Here is a 20,278-nt window from a genome sequence, read left to right as displayed (position 1 = left end):
ACGCGGGTTATTGGAAAATTAGGGAGTGGACTTTCCAGTTGCTGACATGGAGGTCATTTTTCACTCCCATTTTTCACTTTAGACCTCTTCTGTGGGTGCTGGATAACATCGTTCATCTTTGGATACGGTACGGGCGTCCCCCCCAATTTTATCTAGAACATTTTATTTTTGTACACGTTGGACACCTTGGACACGTTGTTTAAAGCGTTGTTCACGTTGTTCAACGAATGGCGTTCCATTCCAAGAATCTTATGGGGTAAAAGTTGGGGTGTTAAATCCCGTTTAGATGTAACCAAATTAAAAGTGGGAAGAACAAGAGTGGAGCTCACCATCCGCCTCTTCCACGGCCGTAGCCACCTCCGCGGCCTCTTCCCATTCCGCCGCCGGCTCCTCTTCCACGGCCCATCCCTCTGCCCATGCCACCACCACGGCCATAACCGGCTCCATAACCGCCCATTCCACCGCCTTCAGGTCCCGTAACTGGGCCTGAAAGCTCTCCGCGGAGGAAGGCCTCAACGGCCTCGCGGACGGTTATGTTTGCGGGTGCCGAGACCATCCTTATGCCCGAAGCCTGAAGGGCCCCGTAGGAGTTTGGTCCGAACTGGCCCGCTATGACAACATCCGCTCTCTGGTCGATGGCAAACTGGGCTGCGGTGACTCCAGCGCCTCTTGGCTGGGAGTATCCTGGGTTTGGGAGCACCCGAACGTTGGTTATCTCCCCGTTCTCAACGTCGACTACTGTAAAGGTTGGAGTCCTCCCAAAAGCGGGGCTCACCCTGTCGTCAAGACCCCCATTTACTGTTGACATAATTATCCTCATTACATTCACCTCCACTGGAATTAGGAAAGCCGAACTTAAAAAAGTTTGCATAAGCTCAGAATGGCCCAAACCAGGTTCCCAAACGCGGCCTGATGAACTCCCTGACTATGAGGAGCACCAGCAGGCCGAGGGCGTACGGGAGAGCCACCAAGAAAAGCTTAACCAGGAAGTACAGTATCCCAATCAGGAGCAAGATGTCGAGTAGACTGTAAACCCTCCCTGTTGGATAGGCTCTGTACCCCCTATATGAGCCATTGAACCTACCGTATCCCCTGCCGAATCCGCGTGGCATGATCTTCCCCTCACTTCAGCTCTCAATTCACTGCTGACGAATAAAAATGCTGAAAACGGAAAGGGCATCACCACCAGCCGAAGAACCTGGCGAGCCACGTTCTCCTGCTTGGCTGGCCGGTCCACGGGCAGTAGCCGAGCTGGGCTCCCCAGCCTCTGCCGCCTCCGCGGCCCCAGCCGCGTCCTCTTCCCCAGCCGCCACCACGGCCCCAGCCTCTGCCCCAACCGGGGCCGTAGCCGTAGGCCGGATATGCTGGATAGGCCGGTGCGGCCGGTGGCATCGGGGCCGCAGGGGTAGGCATGGTGAACTGCCCGGCGCTTCCGCTGGCGACTGCCTTTATGGCCTCCTCGACCGGAGTCCCGGGTGTAACCTGGTAGAGCCTTATCCCGGCAGTCTGTATTGCCCCAAGGGCGTTTGGGCCGACCTGCGGTGCCACTATTGCATCAACTCCCTCGTTGATGAGCGTCTGAACAGCCATCGGGCCGGCACCGCCGCCGGCCATGGCAGCTCCGTTCTGGATGACTTTCTCATTGATGACGTTGCCGTTCTCGTCTACATCCGCGATGTAGAACGCGGGCGCGCGGGCGAAAACCGCCGCAACTGTGTCGCTAAGTCCTCCACCGTTGGTAGGTATCGCGATCTTCATACACATCACCTCCATTATTTTGTGCATATGCACAGTATTTAAATTTTTCGGTGGCCCTAATACTTATAAGCCAAAGTTCCAAAGGCCGGGTGGTGATGTTCATGAGCGGGGGGAAATGTCTCAGAGTCGCATTTGGAATGGAAGATGAGGAACACCTCATCGACGCTCACTACGGTGACTCGGAGTTCTTTGGGATCTACGAAATCTGCGAGGACGGGAGCATTAAACTCCTCGAAAAGAGGCACAACAAGGCTAAGGACTTCGAAGAGGAAGAGAACGGGGGGCATGGCGATCCAAGGAAGTTTAAGGCGGTGGTTAGCCAACTCCTCGACGTCGACGTCCTCGCAGCGTTCAGAATGGGGCCGAACTTCCTCAGAATAAGGGACAAGACCAACAAGGTGGCCTTCTTTACCAGAACCAGAGACCTCCAGCTTGCCCTTCAGAGGTTCGTTGAGAATTTCGACGACCTCTGGGAGCAGGTCGGGGAGAAGAAGAGAGCCATCGAAAAGCCGATCGTCGAGGAGTGAGCATGAGGTTCTGGGGTATAGAGCCAAAGGTGGCTTTGGTGGCCGGTCCTTATGCCCTCCTGGCCTTTTACTTAAACGTCCAATTCGGGATTAATCTCGCTTTTCCGGTCGTGGGAGTCCCTCTTCTCGTTGCTGGTTTAGCCCTCTGGCTCCTCTGCTACTCTCAAATAGTCAGGGTGTATGAGGGGGGCGAGCTTTTAAAGAAGGGCTGTTACTCAAAGGTCAGGCACCCTATATACTCAATCTGGGGCTTTCTAATCCTCCCCGGCTTCTCGCTCTCCATCGGCGGCTTCATGCTCCTTCTCCCGCTTGTCTACTGGCTCTCGGTGGTGGGGTTTATAGAAGATGAGGAGAAGGCCCTTGAGGAGAGGTTCGGAGAGGAATGGATAAAATACAGAAAGAAAACGCCCCGCTTCATTCCGAAGCCATAGATTTAGAGCAACCTGCTCAATCGTACTTCCTACGGGTCTCCTCATCGCAGAGGACGTACTTCAGGCGCTCCTCCCATTCGGGCGAGTCCCACGTCCCGAGGGCTTTGTGCGTTACGTAATACTTCTGGGGGATCGGATGGGTCCCGAGAACGACCTTAAGGCCGTACTTCTCCTCGATGAACTTCTTGAAGTAGTCTATCCACGGGCAGGGCGGGTAGCCCACGAGAAAGCCCGTCGCCAGGTGAATGACCTCGGCGCCGTTCTTCTTCATCTCCGCCGGGGCGTACTCTATGTTGCCGCCGGGACAGCCGCCACAGGTGGTGTAGCCCACGACTTCGACGTCCTGACCCTTGTATATGCTGAACGCCCCCTCGCGCTCCCTTAGAGCTCTAAAGCACTTGCCGCCGGCGCACGTCCGGTAGCGGTCACATATAATTATCCCTATCTTCACCATTTCCGGCATCCCCAAAGATCTATACGGGGTTCTTTTACCATCACATACCTTAAACTTTCCCGTTGGAGGAGAGGGGATTTATAAAGCGGGACCCCGAGAAGGATTAATGTGGACAAAACTTACCCGGAGTACAATCTCAAGGGTGTAACCTATGCAGCGCGCGCGACTCCTCCCGGTTCACCTCTACGTCTTGGCTCACCTCAAAAAGGCCGGCGTCGACTACGCCAAGATGATGGCCAAGATGAGCGAGCTGCCGCTTTCCACGATTGAAGATGCGATAAAAGACCTCATGGAAGCTGGACTGGTAGAGCGGGACTCTGGGAGTGCAGTAAAGAGGAGCAAGGCCCGGTTCAAGAAGGCCTTCGAGGTTCACAAGCACCACACCTATTACAAGCTTTCACGTGAGGGGGAGCTTTTCATAAGGCAAATCGATGAAAACTGGTTAAAGGACTACTTCAACTCGCTTTTTCCGGGCGGATGGAAGGTCATGAAGGCTCTGGCGGGGGCTAAAGGCTTTGACGAGCTTCCAAAGGGAATCAAGAGTGACAGTATCAGGGAAGAACTCCTCCTCCACAGATTCATAACCCCAAGTGGGCGAAAAGTGATGTTCTTTAAGTTGCTGGTTGAGTTCCTTGGTGTCGGGTGAAATCTTCACATGGAGATCCCCTAGAGTTTTAGAGGTGTAACGTCATTGAAGGGCGGCTTCGTTCCTAAATTCACCTTCTGGTTTTCCTAGTGGACGCGATAGTGTTAGTGGGTATGCGCCAGCCCCTCTCCCCAGTAAGGTTAGATGGATAACCGTTTCCCTCGGTATCTTTCTGATGGCTTACGGTCTGCTCCTCAACGCGGTGGCTGGGAAGACTCTGAAGAGGTACGGCCACTTTGACATAAGGAGGGACATCAGAAAATCCGAAAGATTGGTAACCCCTGGGATATACTCCTGCATGTGCCACCCAGCCTAGTTTGGCTTGGTATTCTTTGACTGGGGGCTGTCACTCCTCACTTCAAACGCCTATGCCATTCTCTTAGCCGGCTGGTACTCCTTCAACTTCCAGAACGGTTCCGGTCCTTACCTCCACGAACTTCTCAGGATACCTTCTCTTCATGTAGGCCTTTGCCTCATCGCCGGAGCAGTGGGCGGGTGCTATGAACTCGGCCATTTCGGCAAGTCTGTCAAGGGTTTTCCGTGAGGGGTAATGAAAGCCGCCGATGACGAGGTGGGCTTTTTTGTAGCTCGAAACTCTGAGTATGGCCTCAGTAAGTCTGTCCACGCCCGGATGGGAGCAGCCGACGATGATTACCAATCCTGAGGGAGCCTCTATCCCTACCGCCTGCTCAAAGCCATCCAGAGCTCCGGAAGTCCAGATTCCGTCTGATATCTCCCCAGCTTCCCGAACCTCAAAAACGCTCAGCCCCTCAATTCTCCCACCGGACGGAGCATAGAGCCTCAGCCCCGGGTTAAGCCGACCAATCAAAGGGAACCCGCCGTAGTGGTCGCCGTGCCAGTGGCTCAGAACCGCGAAGTCAAGGTTTTTGAGCGAAATGCCAAGGGCCTTTGAGTTGTGGGCCAGAACATCGCCCCTCGTATCGGCGTCGAAGAGGAAGCGGTGTCGTTCTTCAACGAGAACGCTCCAACCCCAGTCATTGAGGAGACCCTTTGAAGGGATGTTGTCGTTGAGGATTGTTAGCCTCATGGTCATCACGAAGGTTTTTGTTTTCAGTGACTTAATAATTTTCCCGCCTAAAAAAAGGTTAATAGGGATAACGCGGGTATGGATAAAAGCGAGCTCTCCAATAGCCCCTTCTATAGACCCAGCCCGGTCTCTGCCACGGCGGCAGGTGGCTGAAGGGCCCCCCACCGGGCTATGGGGCGAACCATCTGCCCTTGCCAAACCACACCCTGCCTCTTCCCCAGCCTCTCGGCATGTCCATCACCAGCTGTGCATATGCACAAACGCTCTAAAAAGCTTACTGGACAATTTTGAGTATAACTTGAGGTTAAAATACCAAAAACTTTATCGTAAGCTCATGTAATTGTCCTTTGGTGGCAAAAATGGCCCTGAACCGTGAAAAAGCTGTTAACGCCATTCAGGTTACGAAGGATAGGATCAGGAAAAAGGGATCTAAGTGGAAGTACAAGATAGCGGTTCTGAGCGGCAAGGGCGGCGTTGGAAAGAGCACGGTTGCCGTCAACCTTGCAACGGCCCTGGCAAAGAAAGGCTACCGCGTTGGGATCCTCGACGCTGATATACATGGTCCAGACATAGCCAAAATGATGGGGCTTGAAAACGTCAACGTTCTAGCCGAGAGAACGGAAGACGGCAGGTTCGAGATGCTCCCTCCGGAGACGGACTTCAACGGAAAAACGGTCCTGATTAAAGTCATGACCCTCGGCTTTATTGTGGGAGAAGACCAGCCGGTCATCTGGCGTGGGCCGCTTGTGACAAAGGCAATATAGCAGCTCTTGGGGGACACGAAGTGGGGTGAGCTTGACTTCTTTATCGTGGATTTCCCACCGGGAACAGGTGACGAGATACTGACGGTTACGCAGAGCATAAAACTCGACGCGGCAGTGATAGTAACCACCCCGCAGGAGGTTGCCCTTCTGGACACAGGAAAAGCGGTAAACTTCATGAAGAAGATGGGGGTGCCGTACGTTGCTGTGGTTGAGAACATGAGTTACCTCATCTGCCCACACTGTGGGAACGAGATAGACCTCTTTGGAAGGGGTGGCGGCAGGAAGCTCGCGGAGAAGGAGGGCGTTAACTTCCTCGGTGAAATTCCCATCGACCTCAAGGCTAGAGAAGCCAGCGATGCCGGCATCCCAATAGTTCTCTATGGCGATACTTCAGCGGCGAAGGCCATTGAAGAGATCGCAGAAAAACTGGTTAAAAAATTGGAAGAGACGAAAGGGGGGGAAGAGACCGAAGAGCTATCTACCCCGCTGTGAGGTTGATGAACTCCCTTAAAGCACTTATGAGCTCGTCGTTTTCCTCTTTCCTCCCAACGGTCACCCGGATATGACCCTTGAGCCTTCCGCCCAGCTTCTTCACCACTATGCCCCTCTTCAGCAGAAAGTCATGGGCATCGAGTTTCATGAGGAGGAAGTTTGCCTCGCTCGGGTACGTGTAATCTTTGAACTCGCGGTAGAGCCTCTCCCTCTCCTCGATTATGTACCTAATGACGTGCCCCACGTAATCTAGGTGCTCGAACATGAACTCCCCCGCCTTGAGGGAGAGGGAGTTAACGCTGAAGGGCGGGAGAACACGCCTCAGGTAATCCATGGTTTCTTCGCTCGCGACGGCGTAGCCGAGCCTAGCTCCCGCTAGGCCGAAGGCCTTGGAGAACGTTCTGAGTATTATGAGGTTGTCATAATCTTTCACGAGGTCGATGTTGCTCTCCTTCGCGAATTCGGCATAGGCCTCGTCGAGGATCACTGGCGCACCGGTTTCGAGGACTTCGATTATTCTCTTTTTTGGGTGGGTGTTTCCGGTCGGGTTGTTGGGGGAGCAGATGAAGATTGCCCTCGCCCCATCGGCGAACCTCTCAACATCACCGAGTTCAAAGCCCTCACCGAGGGGGACATCGATTACCTTAATCCCCTCCAGCGCCGCGAAGAAATCGTACATACCGAAGGTTGGGGAGCTTATCACTATATGGTCTCCTTCAAAGACCTTTAGAATTAGACCTATCAGTTCATCGCTTCCGTTGGCGACGATGACGTTTTCAGGGGAAAGGTTTAGGTACCCTGCGATTTTTCCCTCCAGTTCCGTTGGGTAACCCGGAGGGTAGCGATTGAGGGGGATTTTTGAGAGTTTTTCAAAAAGCTCCTTTTTCAGTCCATGGGGGAGGTCGAAGGGGCTCTCGTTCTTGTCAAGGCAAATCCTCGCCGAAACCTCGGGCGGGGCTTCGGCCCTCGGGAGCCGGCGTATCGAACTCCTAATCCTCCACATTACTACCACCCCTCCTTGGGCAATACACAACCTCGCAAAACGTGCAGACGAGTTTGGTTTTGTCTTTTTCAGGGGTTCTTAGGAGGAGTCTCCTTATCCCCAGAATATCTTTGAGCCTTCTAAGGGTTTCACCTTTAAGGGGCCTCTCTAGGGTGATTGAAAGGTGCGTTTTCTCCCCCGGCGGGTTTCTCAGGTCAACCGAGATGACCTCGTTGCCTTCATCCAGTATGATCCGTAGAATGTGGTGAAGCACCTCTGTGGGATTCTTTTCAACCTCAACTTGGAGAACCTCCCAGTTCATAGCGGGTGCTATGCTCTCAACCTTTAGTTCTGGTTCGATTCTCTCGAAGAGCAGCCGGAGGGCGTTGGAAGTTTCTATGGTTTCCATGGTTACGTACACGGCTTTTCTGTTTACCCCTGTGGCCCTTGCGACCTCACTTATCGGCAGTTCTACCCCGTGGAAACTCATGGAGCCGTTCCTAACGCTTACGCCGTTCCTTAGCAGGAACTCAGCCACCTTCCTCCTCGCGGGGTACTGTCTGAAGTACTCATCAATGAGAATCATCCTCCCACCTTCTTCTCGCGGATTATCTGGGCGGTTCTCTCGGCGACCTCCTTCTTGGTCCCATCGAACATCTCACGCGGGAAGTCGAAGGGGACTTCCTCCTTTGGGGCCGCCCCTTTAAACTTAAGCGCCCTAACGAAAACCTTTTCGCCCTTCTTTGTGAACTCAAGGACGTTGTCCGCGCTCTCCGCGAGCCTTTCGTTCTGCTCCCCGAACATTGCCGTGTTGACGGCTACGAAGGCTATCGGATTGGCCTTCCTTATACCTTTGATGAGAACGTCCGTGAGTTCATCTTTTGCCTCTCTTCCAATTAGGAGGAGTGTGAACGACGGAACCACGACTATTGTTCTCTCGTCTGCCACACCCAGTGCCTTCTCAAGCTGTTCTGGATTAGAGAAGTTGCCGATGTAGTAGCTGGTGTCAACCTTTCTTATTCCTTCGCACGAGGGCTGGTAGTCGAGAAAGGTTACTCCCCCCGCCAAATCGTCGCCCAGCCCAAAGACCTTGAGGTTCCTCAGAACCCCGCACACGGGGGAGCTCGTGGCAAAGTAGAGGACTTTGTAATCCTGGTTCTCCCCGAGGAACTCCGCAATGAACTTTTGAGCAAAGAGGGGCTTTGCCGCGGCCATCGGGCCGGAAAGAAGGGTAAAGGCAGGGAGTTCGAAATCGAAGCCCTCAAAACTAAACCTCATGTTCTCACCTCACAGCCTTTTTATGGCCGGAATCAGGTTTTTCTTGCCCCTCTCCGCTTCCTTCCTTATCTCCTCAAGGATCCCCTTTGAGAGCGGAACCTCGGTTTCCTTCCTCTCAAAAGGCGCCCCCTTGACCCGCTCAACCCTGAGGAAGAGCCTCATCGGCCTCTCCATCCTGCTGAACATCAGGCTGTCCGCTGACTTTTCAAGCTCCTCGACCATCCCCCTGAAAACGTCGGTGTTAACAATGAGGAAGTAGGTCTTCGTCTTGTCAACGCTCAGGGCGCCTTTGATTTTCTCGTGGATTGCCCTGCCGTATGTCGGCGAGAAGAAGAGCAGGTTCAAAGCTGCACCAACCACCATCGTTCCGAGCTCGCTTGGGGAGTTGCTTAAATAGATGTTCGCCAGTGAAAGTGCCTCGTCCCACACATCGGGCTTGATGAAGTTAGCCCGTATGTGGGTGTCACCAACCGGTTCGATGGCATCTATCATGGGATCAAGCTCCACGAAGAAAACCCTGCCGTAGTAGTCGTTGAGGTTCGTTCCCAAGAGCTTCATCGTGTTCTTCAGGTACTCCAGAGTCGTGCTCGTCAGAAAGAAGACGACGTTCCCGCCGTTCCTCAGCCAGCCCGATGCGAAGGCGTAGCCCACAAGGGGCTTTCCAGAACCTCCCGGCCCGCTGACGAGGGTTGAGGTGTTCGTCGGGAACCCCTGTGGGAGTATCCTGTCAATCCACCCACCCAGCTTTACCAGCATGGAAACCACCTCCATTAGGTTAGACTAATCTAACTCCTATTCTTGGGATTATTATACAAACCTTAAACCTTATGCCACGGGTATGACCAATTCTTCACAGGAAGCGGGCAAAGATTTAAATTGGGTTAGGCTGACCTAATTCCGGTGGGAGAATGGGCTGGAAGAAGGTACTAATGGAGGACATCCTCCGCTTGGCTAGGGAGAAGGGTTCGCCGCCGAGCTTTGGAGATGTGATGGAGGACAGTAAAGTTACAAGGGAAGAGGTTGAGGAAGCGGTTAGGGAGCTTGAGCGGAAGAACCTTGCTAGGCGCGAGGGCGAGAGGATAGTCCTCACAGAGGAAGGAGAGAAGGCCGCTGAAGTTATCTACGACTATCACAGAACCGTCGAGCAATTCTTTGGCCATAAAGTTGCCCACTCCTTTGAGCACATGGGCGACAGGGTCGGTTACATCGAGAAGGCTGGAAATTCAATCCCGATAAGTACTTTCAAGCCCAACGAGGAAGGCGTGCTTGTGAGCATGGAACTTGAAAATCCCAAGGCAATAGCGAGGCTTATGGGTGTGGATCTGATTCCGGGCACGAGATTTAGGGTAATAAAGATAGGAAGGGACCTGCTCGTCCTAGATGTCAGCGGAAGGCTTGTTATGGTAGACGGCAGGGTTGCAGGAAAGCTCAGGGGGATGAAAGCATATGAAGAAGGTTCTCCTGGTCGGCCAGCCTAACGTTGGAAAGTCCAGTCTTCTCAATGCCCTCACAGGGGCAAAGGTGATGATATCCAACTATCCTGGGACAACGGTTGACATGAGCAGTGGAAAAGCCGTGATAAACGGCGAGGAATTCCTGTTCATCGATACGCCCGGGGCTTACAGCCTCTCCCCATCGAGTGAGGAGGAAAAGGTGACTGATAGGATAATCCTTGAGGAAGATTATGACTTTGTGGTTCAGGTTGTTGATGCCACTTCCCTTGAGAGAAGTCTGATAATGACGCTCCAGCTGGCTGAACTGGGCGTCCCAATGGTTTTGGCCCTGAACTTCTGGGAGGAGGCTGAGGAGAAGGGCATCTTCATCAACATGCCACTCCTTGAGAAGCTCCTAGGTGTTCCGGTGATCAGGATAAACCCCGTGAAGGGAAAGCTTGGGGAGCTGGAGAAATGCCTTAGAGAGGCGAGGAAACCGTCCTACACTTTCACTTATGATGATCATATAGAGATGGCGATTTCCGAGGTTCTGAAAGAACTCCACTATGACGGAAGGCTTTCCAAAAAGGGGATAGCGGTTAAACTCCTTGAAAACGACCCGGTGGCCGTTGAACTCTTCGGCTTCCCGGGGCTTGAGGATATAAGAGCGGAGTTCAGGAGGGAGCATCCAAGCATCGAGAGGGATATAATAGTAACCAGGGCCGGTTACGCTTCCTTCCTCGCGAGACAGGTGGAGAGGATAAGCGCTAGAGGCTTCCGTCTGAGTTGGCTGGACGAGCTGATAATAAACAATACCTTGGCTGGAATGCTCTTTACCTTGGCCGTTTTCGCCGGAATCTTTGCATCTTTGCTCTACATAGGTGGCTGGTTTCAGAACTTTCTTGAGAACTACTTCAATTTCTTCCTTAGTAGCATCCAGCCGTGGCTTCAAGGTCAGAGCTACTTCGTCCAGTTGCTTGTGGAGAATGCCCTAATCGGTTTGGCGGCGGGGATCAGCGTTGCCGTTCCTTACATTGGGATATTTTACATCATCCTCGCTCTGCTCGAAGACAGTGGAATTCTATCGAGGTTCGTGGTGGTCCTCGATAAGCTCATGGGGAAGCTCGGCCTCCCCGGAAAGTCGGTGATACCAATAATGCTCGGGTTCGGCTGTAGTGTTCCGGCAATAAGGGCCACCCGCGTGTTGCCTAACTTTAGGGACAGGCTTAAGGTGGCAATACTCTACATGACCGTTCCCTGTTCCTCAAGGAGTGGTATAATCTTCGGTATCGTTGGGCACTACGCTGGGGCGGTTTACGCCATAGGGATTTACATAGCGGCGTTCTTCGTTTTTGTCGTCACGGCAAGGCTCCTCAACGTGGTAATTCCCAGGGAGGAGCACTTCCTTATAGAAGAACTGCCGCCCTACAGGAAGCCCATGATGAGGAACATGCTCGTCAAGGCCTGGGTCAGGATGGAGGACTTCGTTTACATAGTCATTCCCCTGCTCATCGTCGGTGGGATGCTCTACGGCCTGGTTGCCTACTACAATCTTGTGGACCCAGTAGTGAAACCCTTCAGCTTCCTGACCGTTGACTGGCTCCATATCCCAGCGAAAACGATAATTCCACTGATATACGGCTTCCTCCAGAAGGACTTGGTTCCGGCGATGCTGGCAAACGCCCTCGGAACCACCGACTTCTCCGCGGTTATGAGCAACTTCCAGCTCTTCACCTTTGGCCTGGCATCAACCTTCCAGATTCCGTGCATCATAGCCTTTTCGATGCTGGCCAAAGAGTTCGGGTTGAGGAGGGCAGCAATAATTGAAATCACCGCCTTCGCCTATGGAATGCTCTGGGCCGGAATAATCGCGAGGCTGGTGGGGGGTTTTCGTTTAACTTTTTCTTTCTATCCTCGTCGTTAAATCCAGTGGTCTTGCATAGTAAGGCGCGCTGGTGATGATTACGTCCGCAGTCTTCGCGTATTCCCCTATGTTTTCGGCCGTTATGTTCCCGGCGACCGCTATCTCAAGTGAGGGATTAAGCTCTCTGAGCCTCGGGACGAGTTCTCTAAGTTCGCTGAGGGGGAAATGGTCAAGGAGAAGGAGGTTCGCTTTTTTGGCGTATTCTACGGCTTCTTCGATATTCCTCGGCTCAAGTTCAATTTTTTTGAGCGCTCTTAGATTTTTAAGCTCCCCAGCAACTCGAAGATGGTTCTGTGTTATCAAAATTGAGTCGCTGAGGGAGTTCCTGTGAACCTCACCGCCGCCGGCTCTTACAGCCTTTAGCTCAAAGTAGCGCATTCCAGGGTGGGGTTTTCTGGTCGTTGCGATGACAGCGTTAGGGTTGGCTTTCCTCGCGAGTTTAACAAGCCTCCCCGTCTCCGTTGCTATGGCACAGGTTATAGAGAGGAGGGTTTGGGAAACCCTCCAGGCCCTAAAAAGTGTTCTCAACTCCCCCTCGGCGGCCAAAATAGTGTCTCCAGCTTTAAAGTGTGAACCGCTCGGCAGGAACCTCACCTTGAGTTCTTCCTTCAATAAAAAATCTGAAAGCTCCTCCGTGCAGGCTGCAATGCCAGACTCTCTTGAGATTATTTTCATATTGCCGGCTCCCCTTATCTTCAGTAGTTCAGTCGTTTCATCGAAGTATGGGCAGTCCTCGTCAAAGTAGAGTTCAAGGAGTCTCTCAGGGTTCATGCTATCACCTTCAGAGCCGATGCTTTAAACATAGCATAGAGTTCCTCACCCTCTTTGACCCCCAAGATTTCTGCCGCGTTGGGGGTTATAACGGCTTTGAGCTTTATCTTTCCATCGAGATGAACCCAGAGCACATGACCCCTCCGTTCGATTCTCCCAACCCTGACCCTGATGACGTTCTGGGCCGAGCAGAGACCAGTATCCCTTGCTAGAAGTACACTCTCAGGCCTAAGAGAGAGGACAGCCTTCCCTTTGGCTTCATCTGCAGTCTTCAAAACAACCCCTCCGACGCTAATGAGCGTTAGGGAGCCATCCTTTCCGATGACTTCTCCCTTCAGAACGTTCGTTCCGACGAAGCCTGCCACAAAATCAACCTTTGGTCTTGAAAAAACCTCATCCGGTGTTCCCACTTGAACGAGCCTTCCATCCTTCATGACAACTACCCTAGTCGCCAAAGCGAAAACGTCCTCGAAGTCGTGGGTGACGTGGATCACCGTTGTGTCATACTCGGCTATGACGCTCTTCACAAGCTTCCTGAGCCTTTCCCTCGTCTTCTCGTCCAGGGCTGAGAACGGCTCGTCCATGAGGAGGACCTTCGGCCTAACAACGAGTGCCCTTGCTATCGCAACCCTCTGCTGTTCCCCGCCGCTCAGCGTTCCCGGTTTTCTGTGGAGAAGGTGATCTATGTGGAGTTCTCTCGCTATGTGCTCAACCTCCCCCCTTACCTTATTCTCGTCCCTCTTCATCTTCCTGAGGCCGAAGGCGATGTTGTCAAAAACGCTCAGATGTGGAAAGAGGACGAAGTCTTGGTAGACTATTGAGATGCCGCGTTTTTCCGGGGGCAGGTTCGTCACGTCCCTGCTGTTTAAGGTTATCCTACCGGATTTAAGGGGATAAAAGCCGGCTATTGCCTCAAGGAGGATGGACTTTCCCGCACCGGTCGGCCCGATAACTGTCAGGTAGTCACCCTTCTCCACGATCAGATTTATGTCCCTCAGGTGAAACTCACCTAGGTCTATGCTAAGGTTCTCAACCTCTAACAGCGCCATACTCTTCATCCTCCAGTCTCTCAAAGAGCAATATGGCTAGGAACGAGACAACGACAAGCACTATGCCGCTCGTTATTGCCATCCCGATGTTGCCGTAGGAAATGTTCAGATAGAGCGTTACAGGTAGTATTTCCGTGTTCATGTAGCTCCCCCCGGCAAGGATTAGGACGGCACCAAAGGCACCCATGGAGCGTGCAAAGGTAATTATCGTCGAGGCGAGGAGGCCCCCCTTTGCCATGGGGAGCGTCACCTTCCTGAAGGTCTCAAACTCTGTGTAGCCCAAGCTTCTCGCCACCAGCTCGTAGCGGGGGCTTATCCCTTCAAATGTGGTGTGGATAACCCTAACCGCATAGGGAAAGGCCGTGAAGAACTGCGCCACAACTATCCCAAGTTTTGTGAAGACAACTTTGATCCCAAAGTCACTCAGGAGCTTACCAAAGGCTGTATTGCCAAATAGAAGGAGCAGAGCTAAACCAAGAACGAGCTCTGGGAAGGCCATCGGCAGGTCAAGAATTGATTTCACGGCGCTCTTACCAGGAAATCTGAAACGCGAGAGGGCATAACCTATTGGAATTCCAATGAGAATTACGAGGAGGGTGGAGAGCGAGGCCGTTATAAGCGACAGCTTGAGGGAGTAGATCATCTCCTCCGATTTAAGCGCCTTGAGTATTTCAGAAGGCCTTGGCACGAAGAAGAGTGTCGCTATCGCCGTGAAAAGGAAAAGGGTGAAGATTAAAGCAAGGAGGACCGAGAGGTTTCTGAATCTCAGCCCTTCCATGGCTTAAACCCCCACTTCTCCCATACTTCGGTGTGGTTGGCTATGAATGCGTTGAAGGCCTCCGCGACCTTTAAATGTCCGTCCTTCTTGGCGCAGGTTGTCACGGCGGTCGGAATGGTCTTTATGAGGTTTTCATTTGGTGGTATCTGGACAACTTCGATTTTGCCCTTCGACTGCGCCCAAGTCACCATATCCTCCCAGATTATCGCCGCGTCCGCTTGCCCTGTCGTGATGTAAATCAAAAGCTGGTTTACAGTGGGGGCGAAGGTAACGACGTTCGGCTTCACCTTATCCCAGAGACCGTTCTTTTCAAGTATCTTCTTGGTCACCTTACCGATGGCACAGGCCTTTGGATCACCTAGGACAACTCTAACGCCCGGCTTAGTGAGGTCCTTGAGGGAATGAATTCCCTTCGGGTTGCCCGCTGGAACCGCTATCACTGGGATGTGGTATGTGAGGTTGGCCACCGTGCCGTTGAGGATATAGCCATTTTTCATGGCCTGCTCCATGTAGTACCAGGCTCCGGGGATGAAGACGTCACAGCCGCAGGTAGTTTGAAGGACTCCAAAGATGTCACTGCTTCCGCCGTACTGCACTGCAACCTTTGCCCCGGTCTCGTTTTCAAACATCTTTATCAGTTTGTTCATTGGCTTTATCATACCTGCTCCAGAGCAGACGGTGAGTGTCTGACCCTCAAAGGATTTTCCCTTCGTTGGCGTTGAGGCGTTGGTTGAGCCGAGGCAGCCGGCGCCGATGACGGCTCCAATGAGGACTGCCATAAGGAAAAGGGCTTTCGTGCTTTTCATTATTAGACCACCCAAAGCTAGGTTGGGGATTCGAATTTAAACATTTACGTAAACAAAAAAGTTTTCGGAAAATGAAAGTATTTATCTCACTTTTGCCACGTACTTCCTGTTTCCTTCCTCGAAGCCCCTGAAGGAGCCGAGCTTGAGGCCGAGCAGGGCCTTTTCGGTGTCAATTACCTTCATCGCGGCCAGGTGAGTAACCTTCGTCCCCCTCAGGAACTCCGGGAGAAGCTGACCCGTTGGCCCCGTGAGGACGAAGAGTCTGGCCTTTCTCGCTCTGTCGAGGAGCATGTCTATCGTTCCGTTCACGAGACAGCTCGCACTTGCTATCACCGCGTCCATCTCCGGTAGGAGGTGGTACTCCAGTGCATCGCTGTAGGTGTCCCTGTTCCAGAGCTTGGCGTTCCTCTCAAAGACAAAGGTTTCAGCGCCTTTCTCGTGCAGTGCCTTTGCCAGTGGTGGCATGTTGCCTATGAGCGCTATTTTCCCGGCGTTCTCGGGCAACAGGTCAAGAACATCGGCCCATTCGGCAGTGCTCAGGTCTATGTGGTACTGCGACACCGCGTTGATTGCCGCTAATCCGAGTGTCCGCTCGATGACGTTCAGGCTGTCGGCCCTCTCGATGAAGGCCCTGAGCGAGGGTTTGTTTATCGAGTTCGTGTAGCGCTGAATCTCCTCGGGTAGGGTCATCGCGACGCCGAGGGCTTTTCCCTCGGAGCCTTCGACCAGAACCCACGTGTAAGGCAGGGCAAAGCTGAAATCTACTAGGTTGAGGCCCTCTACGAACCTGAGAGCTTTCGTTTTGATGTGGGTTAATAACATGCCCGTCACCTCCAAGCTCTTTTATTTTCGGGTGAACGCATCTTAAGTATATAGTATCTCCGAAGTTTTAGGTACTTGTCCCCATTCCGGAAAACGGATGCATCATTAAATAGGGATAGGAGACTTCCACTCCAGATATGTCTGGTGTGGTTGCTCTTTCATTACCAAACGAAGATCTACAGTTCGTTTTTGAGTTGGATGTACCCTCAGCTCATCCTTTGGTAGTACTTCCTAACCTTATTTGCAACCTCAACCCCTAGGGTACCTCCTAAAGCGCCGAATATCATGTATGTTAAAATACTTGGGGTGATACCGATCATCAGAAAGTTTAGCGGGATTCCGAGGGTAGAACCGATTATCAGGTTAACCCCTAACTTTGATAGGTTTGAGACTGCTCCGGCAAGTGCACCTTCCCATCCTCTCCTTAATTTTAGAAAGAAAAGAACATCCAAGGTTACACCCGGCAGAAGATACTTAAGAAAGTTAAATGGGCCAAACCTACCGAGGCTGAAGAGAACAGACAGGAAGCCTGAGATGAGCCCCATAAAAGTTCCGGCAGAGGGCTTTTCGACCAGCGATTTGCCTACAACCAAGAAAAACATCCAGTAGATTCCAGAATGTCCAGGAACGTGGATGGGAAGATCAAAAAGTTCCTTTGAAACTATGATAAAAGTGGCCATAAACGCCAAGAAAATTTGTTCAAAGAGAGAAAGTTTTTCCAACAACCTCCCACCGTCCATTCTTTCTTTCCACGATTAAGTAGGGCTTTCCAGCTACCATTACAGGCCTGACCCACCCCGTGGTTTCTACGTACTCGCACTCCTTGAGAACCTGACCTTCAGTGGAGACTACCCTGTACACACCTGAGTCTAAAATATCCTTAACTGAAACGATGCCCTTCAGGTCTCTTGTTCTTCCGAGCTCTATGAACCTTCCATCATTTCCCAAGTACGCGAGACCCACAGAGGATAGGGCACCTATAATACCCAGACCACTACCACCGAGCTCTTCTAGATGGATTTTGAATGACTTGGCTAAGCTATACGCTTCTTCCTTGCTTAATACCTCCACTTTAGCCCTAAAACCGAAATTGACGACTTCACTCGTAATTTCACTATCATGAGCCACGCAGAGCCCTGGATCAGAGTCCTCTACGAAGTTCTCAACCATAAACTCGCGTGCGAGGGTCGTTATATACCCAATCTCCTTCTTTTCGGCTTTAACGTGAACGCAGGCCCCGCTGTTATGGGAGGTGTATGGGATCAGCGGGCTTACCAAGAATTGATGTCTCGTAACTCCGTAGACATCATAGCCATATCTTTTTAATAGCCCCGCCAGTTTTCTTGCTCTGTGTCCTGTTCCCCTTGAATTTAAGTTGTCTGTGTCATCTATCCCAATGTAGATCACATGATCACCCCAGTTTAATTTCATAGATATCCTTTATCCATTCGGACTTTGGAATGCTTTTGCTTGCCATTTTCACCGTTCCACGATGCGTGAAATCTAGGATTACCTCTTTTACTTGGTTCTTTGTTAATTCCATCTCGCCGTTCACTCCTATGAGTGTGACCTTTTGATAGGAGAACCCTTTCAGCAGATCTTCAAGCGCCGGCCCCTCTTGCACTTTACCATCAACCGTGAACTCAACCATCTTAAACTTCTTGAGATCACTGAGGGTGTACTCCTTTAAGACCTGTCCATTCTTTACGACCTTTACAGTATATCCCTGTCCTTCCTTTCCCTCACCTATGCAACCTTCAGCGAGAACGGCCAGCACAAAAAGCCCGAGCAAGAGCAAGGCCTTTCTTCTCATATTAAACCACCGGACAAAAATGGGGAAAATGTTTAAAACACTTTGCGTAAACTATCCCGTTTAAGCAAACAGCTTTGTTTACCAGGTAACCGATTTGTTTGCGAAAGGGATCAGGGCTGGAAGGGTCTCTTCCAGTCCTCTGCCGGGACGGTTGTTTCTTTTATCGTCCTCGGGTTGGTCCAGCGGAGGACGTTGAGCCAGAAGCCTGCCTTGTCGTTCGTTCCGGAGCACCTTCCTCCTCCAAAGGGTTGTCTTCCCACCACGGCACCGGTAGGCTTATCGTTGATGTAGAAGTTCCCAGCGGAGTAGCGGAGAATCCTCTCCGCGAGGGCTATGGCACTCCTATCCCTCGCGAACACCGAGCCTGTCAGGCCGTAGGGGGAGGTCTTGGCGCAGAGTCTTAAGGTTTCCTTGAACTCCCTGTCCGGATAGACATAAACCGTGAGCACAGGGGCGAATATTTCCTCCGTCATCAGCTTCCCCGTTGGGTTCTTCGTCAGCACGACGGTTGGCTCTATGAACCAGCCCCTTGAGGAATCATATTTCCCTCCGTATATAATCTCGTATTCTTCGGGATGCGACCGAGCATACTCGATGTAGGAGACAGCCTTCTTGAAGGCGCTCCCGTCAACCACAGCCCCCATGAAACTCTCAAGGTCGTCAACTGGGCCGGTCTTCAGCCGCGGGAGCTCCCTGAGGAGCCCTTCCTTTATCTGCCCCCAGAGGCTCTCCGGGATGTATGCCCTCGACACAGCCGAGCACTTCTGGCCCTGCGCCTCGAAGGCGCCACGGATGAGGTTTGCGACGAGAGCCTCGGCATTAGCCGAGCTGTGGGCGAAGACAAAGTCCTTACCGCCGATCTCGCCGACTATCCTCGGGAAGTTCCTGTACACTGGGAGGTTGTCCGCTATTTTCCTCCAGAGCTTCAGCAAGGTTTCGTAGCTCCCTGTGAAGTGCAAACCTGCAAAGTCTGGGTGGGAGAACACGATGTCAGAAAGCTCACTCGGGAAGGGGACAAAGTTCACAATACCCTCCGGAAGTCCGGCCTCAATGAGAATTTTCATTATCTCGAAGTTGGCGAAGATAACCGAACGGGAAGGCTTCCAGAGTACAACGTTCCCTGCCATGGCGGGGGCCGTCGGCAAGTTGCCTCCTATAGAGTAGAAGTTGAAGGGAGTTATCGCCACGACGAACCCCTCGAGCGGCCTCCAATCAATCCTATTCATCTCCCCAGGAGCCTGGTCCGGCTGCTGCTCGTAGAGCCACCTGAGATAGTGAGCGTTGAAGCGCCAGAAATCTACGAGCTCTGCGAGGTCTATCTCGGCTTCATAGGAGTTCTTGGAGAGGTTCATCATGATTGCTGCTACATTCCTAATCCTGTGCTTCCCAGCCAGGAGATCGGCGGCCTTTCTGAATATCTCAACCCTGTGGTACCATTCGAGCTCCGACCACTCCTCCCACGCGGAGAGAGCGGCCTCTATAGCCTCTTTCAGTTCATCTTCCCCAGCAAGATGGGCTCTTGCAAGCACGATGTCGTGGTCGTGGGGGCACCTTACTTCAACTGTTTCGCTCGTTTTTACCTTCTTGCCCCCTATAATGAGTGGTATCTCTTCCACATTTTCCCTTATCCTCTTGAGTTCCCTCTTGAGCTTCTCTCTCGTATGTACCTGGCGCATACGTCGGTATGCGGTCGGCTTCGTTTGCAGGCTTCTCCATCTTCCACAGCAACGACATCACCGGGGTAACTGCCCCCTAGAAAATATTTAAGCCTTATGATTAAACAATTGTGTTTTTGTTAAATAAAAATATTTAACGAAAGTCAGATGTACCCCCACACCCCTTCTGTAGTAGTTTAACGAGCAGTGCCAGCAGGCCGGAGATGTCCTCCTGAAAAGCCCTGAGCTTCGGAAGGGTTCTCCCATCAAAGAGGACGAGCCAGACGTGATATCCCCATGATGGCACTTTCGTCCTCGAGTAAGTTCTTAGGCTCTATCCTTGAGAGCTTCTCAACGGTTTTCTCAAGGAGTGTCGTCGAGGACTACTGTGGGATCCTTTCCACCGAGTGCCATGTGATGGATCTTTATTCCCCCGACTGCAAGGATGTGCTCCCAACCTTAGTACTGCCCCTAAAGGTTACCGCTCTTATCCTTCTGTCTGCGACTACCAAATCTATAAGCCTTTTGGGAATTCATCAAAGATGTCTCCCATCAGATCGGTGGATCTGAGAAATGCCTTGACGCATCTGCCCTCGTCGTGGGCGCTTGAAACGACCTTTCTCGCGAGATCGCCGTCGGCAAGGGTAACTCGCTATCTCCAACCATCAATGGGGCTCTTAACATCGGCCGTTCTTCCCGTGAAAATCATTCCGTGCTTACGTAAATGACAAACTCCAGAATTCCCTATTTATCGGCCCTGAGACTCTCCCCCAAACTTCTCCCCTTTTAAGGATGAATGGTTCCACCACTCCATATTACACGGATGATACACTATCCCTACTTAAGT

At 52.1% G+C, this 20,278-nt stretch carries 24 protein-coding genes and 1 pseudogene; 7 read left to right on the top strand and 18 right to left on the bottom strand.

Features of this window, described 5'->3' with window-relative positions; genetic code table 11:
- Positions 1-325: 325 nt before the first annotated feature.
- The 3 genes from MV421_RS05990 to MV421_RS05980 form a co-directional block, all read right to left on the bottom strand.
- Positions 326-820 carry a NifB/NifX family molybdenum-iron cluster-binding protein gene (locus MV421_RS05990; RefSeq protein ID WP_297417669.1) on the bottom strand — a complete coding sequence of 165 codons (495 nt, stop codon included), beginning with the start codon at positions 818-820 and terminating at the stop codon, positions 326-328.
- A 55-nt stretch (positions 821-875) separates the two neighbouring features.
- The gene (locus MV421_RS05985) at positions 876-1,112 is read right to left on the bottom strand and encodes a hypothetical protein (protein ID WP_297417457.1); all 237 of its coding nucleotides are present in this window, start codon (positions 1,110-1,112) and stop codon (positions 876-878) included.
- A gap of 67 nt (positions 1,113-1,179) precedes the next feature.
- Positions 1,180-1,758, bottom strand: a complete 579-nt coding sequence (locus MV421_RS05980) for a NifB/NifX family molybdenum-iron cluster-binding protein (protein ID WP_297417460.1) — start codon at positions 1,756-1,758, stop codon at positions 1,180-1,182.
- A 101-nt stretch (positions 1,759-1,859) separates the two neighbouring features.
- On the opposite strand from MV421_RS05980, the gene MV421_RS05975 reads away from it, so the two are divergent.
- On the top strand, positions 1,860-2,285 hold the full coding sequence (locus MV421_RS05975; RefSeq protein WP_297417672.1) for a NifB/NifX family molybdenum-iron cluster-binding protein: 426 nt from the start codon (positions 1,860-1,862) through the stop codon (positions 2,283-2,285).
- Between the two features lie 2 nt (positions 2,286-2,287).
- The gene (locus tag MV421_RS05970) at positions 2,288-2,716 is read left to right on the top strand and encodes an isoprenylcysteine carboxylmethyltransferase family protein (RefSeq protein WP_297417463.1); all 429 of its coding nucleotides are present in this window, start codon (positions 2,288-2,290) and stop codon (positions 2,714-2,716) included.
- Positions 2,717-2,732: 16 nt separating this feature from the next.
- On the opposite strand, the gene MV421_RS05965 is transcribed toward MV421_RS05970, so the two are convergent.
- Positions 2,733-3,179: a CGGC domain-containing protein gene (locus MV421_RS05965; protein ID WP_297417466.1), complete on the bottom strand. Its 447-nt coding sequence runs from the start codon at positions 3,177-3,179 to the stop codon at positions 2,733-2,735.
- A 142-nt stretch (positions 3,180-3,321) separates the two neighbouring features.
- On the opposite strand from MV421_RS05965, the gene MV421_RS05960 reads away from it, so the two are divergent.
- The gene (locus MV421_RS05960; RefSeq protein WP_297417470.1) at positions 3,322-3,816 is read left to right on the top strand and encodes a DUF2250 domain-containing protein; all 495 of its coding nucleotides are present in this window, start codon (positions 3,322-3,324) and stop codon (positions 3,814-3,816) included.
- 175 nt (positions 3,817-3,991) lie between these two features.
- A complete protein-coding gene (locus MV421_RS05955; protein ID WP_297417473.1) occupies positions 3,992-4,132 on the top strand; it encodes a hypothetical protein in 141 nt (46 codons plus the stop codon).
- 63 nt (positions 4,133-4,195) lie between these two features.
- On the opposite strand, the gene MV421_RS05950 is transcribed toward MV421_RS05955, so the two are convergent.
- Positions 4,196-4,864 carry an MBL fold metallo-hydrolase gene (locus tag MV421_RS05950; RefSeq protein WP_297417675.1) on the bottom strand — a complete coding sequence of 223 codons (669 nt, stop codon included), beginning with the start codon at positions 4,862-4,864 and terminating at the stop codon, positions 4,196-4,198.
- Between the two features lie 359 nt (positions 4,865-5,223).
- Between MV421_RS05950 and MV421_RS05945 the strand changes: the two are divergent.
- Positions 5,224-6,120, top strand: a pseudogene (locus MV421_RS05945) (Mrp/NBP35 family ATP-binding protein).
- Here MV421_RS05945 and hisC read toward each other — a convergent pair.
- The 4 genes from hisC to MV421_RS05925 are packed head-to-tail and all read right to left on the bottom strand — an operon-like array spanning position 6,107 to position 9,136.
- Positions 6,107-7,123, bottom strand: coding sequence for a histidinol-phosphate transaminase (gene hisC / locus MV421_RS05940; RefSeq protein ID WP_297417476.1), 1,017 nt, complete (start codon positions 7,121-7,123; stop codon positions 6,107-6,109). The pseudogene MV421_RS05945 and the gene hisC overlap by 14 nt on opposite strands.
- Complete coding sequence (locus tag MV421_RS05935) at positions 7,110-7,688, bottom strand: regulator of amino acid metabolism, contains ACT domain protein (protein ID WP_297417479.1); 579 nt, start codon at positions 7,686-7,688, stop codon at positions 7,110-7,112. The genes hisC and MV421_RS05935 overlap by 14 nt, the downstream gene beginning before the upstream one ends.
- Positions 7,685-8,380, bottom strand: coding sequence for a hypothetical protein (locus MV421_RS05930; protein WP_297417481.1), 696 nt, complete (start codon positions 8,378-8,380; stop codon positions 7,685-7,687). Before MV421_RS05930 ends, MV421_RS05935 begins: the two co-directional genes overlap by 4 nt.
- A 9-nt stretch (positions 8,381-8,389) precedes the next feature.
- Entirely contained in the window at positions 8,390-9,136 is a 747-nt protein-coding gene (locus MV421_RS05925) for an ATPase domain-containing protein (protein WP_297417484.1), read from the bottom strand.
- A 152-nt stretch (positions 9,137-9,288) separates the two neighbouring features.
- Between MV421_RS05925 and MV421_RS05920 the strand changes: the two genes are divergently transcribed.
- Positions 9,289-9,858 carry a FeoA domain-containing protein gene (locus MV421_RS05920; protein ID WP_297417487.1) on the top strand — a complete coding sequence of 190 codons (570 nt, stop codon included), beginning with the start codon at positions 9,289-9,291 and terminating at the stop codon, positions 9,856-9,858.
- Positions 9,827-11,737, top strand: coding sequence for a ferrous iron transport protein B (feoB, locus tag MV421_RS05915; protein WP_297417492.1), 1,911 nt, complete (start codon positions 9,827-9,829; stop codon positions 11,735-11,737). The genes MV421_RS05920 and feoB overlap by 32 nt, the downstream gene beginning before the upstream one ends.
- Here the strand turns inward: feoB and MV421_RS05910 are convergent.
- From MV421_RS05910 to pruA, 9 genes are all read right to left on the bottom strand, one after another.
- Positions 11,708-12,508, bottom strand: a complete 801-nt coding sequence (locus MV421_RS05910; protein WP_297417495.1) for a hypothetical protein — start codon at positions 12,506-12,508, stop codon at positions 11,708-11,710. The genes feoB and MV421_RS05910 overlap by 30 nt on opposite strands.
- Positions 12,505-13,557, bottom strand: a complete 1,053-nt coding sequence (locus tag MV421_RS05905; protein WP_297417500.1) for an ATP-binding cassette domain-containing protein — start codon at positions 13,555-13,557, stop codon at positions 12,505-12,507. Before MV421_RS05905 ends, MV421_RS05910 begins: the two co-directional genes overlap by 4 nt.
- Positions 13,538-14,335, bottom strand: coding sequence for an ABC transporter permease (locus MV421_RS05900; protein ID WP_297417503.1), 798 nt, complete (start codon positions 14,333-14,335; stop codon positions 13,538-13,540). The genes MV421_RS05905 and MV421_RS05900 overlap by 20 nt, the downstream gene beginning before the upstream one ends.
- The gene (gene modA / locus MV421_RS05895; protein ID WP_297417506.1) at positions 14,323-15,141 is read right to left on the bottom strand and encodes a molybdate ABC transporter substrate-binding protein; all 819 of its coding nucleotides are present in this window, start codon (positions 15,139-15,141) and stop codon (positions 14,323-14,325) included. The genes MV421_RS05900 and modA overlap by 13 nt, the downstream gene beginning before the upstream one ends.
- 81 nt (positions 15,142-15,222) lie before the next feature.
- Positions 15,223-15,963: a DUF364 domain-containing protein gene (locus MV421_RS05890; protein ID WP_297417510.1), complete on the bottom strand. Its 741-nt coding sequence runs from the start codon at positions 15,961-15,963 to the stop codon at positions 15,223-15,225.
- Positions 15,964-16,169: 206 nt separating this feature from the next.
- Positions 16,170-16,703, bottom strand: a complete 534-nt coding sequence (locus MV421_RS05885; RefSeq protein WP_297417513.1) for an ECF transporter S component — start codon at positions 16,701-16,703, stop codon at positions 16,170-16,172.
- On the bottom strand, positions 16,663-17,370 hold the full coding sequence (locus MV421_RS05880; RefSeq protein WP_297417516.1) for a hypothetical protein: 708 nt from the start codon (positions 17,368-17,370) through the stop codon (positions 16,663-16,665). Before MV421_RS05880 ends, MV421_RS05885 begins: the two co-directional genes overlap by 41 nt.
- Positions 17,371-17,374: 4 nt before the next feature.
- Complete coding sequence (locus MV421_RS05875; RefSeq protein ID WP_297417518.1) at positions 17,375-17,776, bottom strand: hypothetical protein; 402 nt, start codon at positions 17,774-17,776, stop codon at positions 17,375-17,377.
- Between the two features lie 110 nt (positions 17,777-17,886).
- The gene (gene pruA / locus MV421_RS05870; protein WP_297518003.1) at positions 17,887-19,452 is read right to left on the bottom strand and encodes an L-glutamate gamma-semialdehyde dehydrogenase; all 1,566 of its coding nucleotides are present in this window, start codon (positions 19,450-19,452) and stop codon (positions 17,887-17,889) included.
- Positions 19,453-20,278 lie beyond the last annotated feature (826 nt).

This window comes from Thermococcus sp., from assembly GCF_027023865.1.
Classification (GTDB): Archaea; Methanobacteriota_B; Thermococci; order Thermococcales; family Thermococcaceae; genus Thermococcus.
Note: the sequence above shows the minus strand (reverse complement) of the source record. Positions and strands in the feature narration are given on the sequence as shown.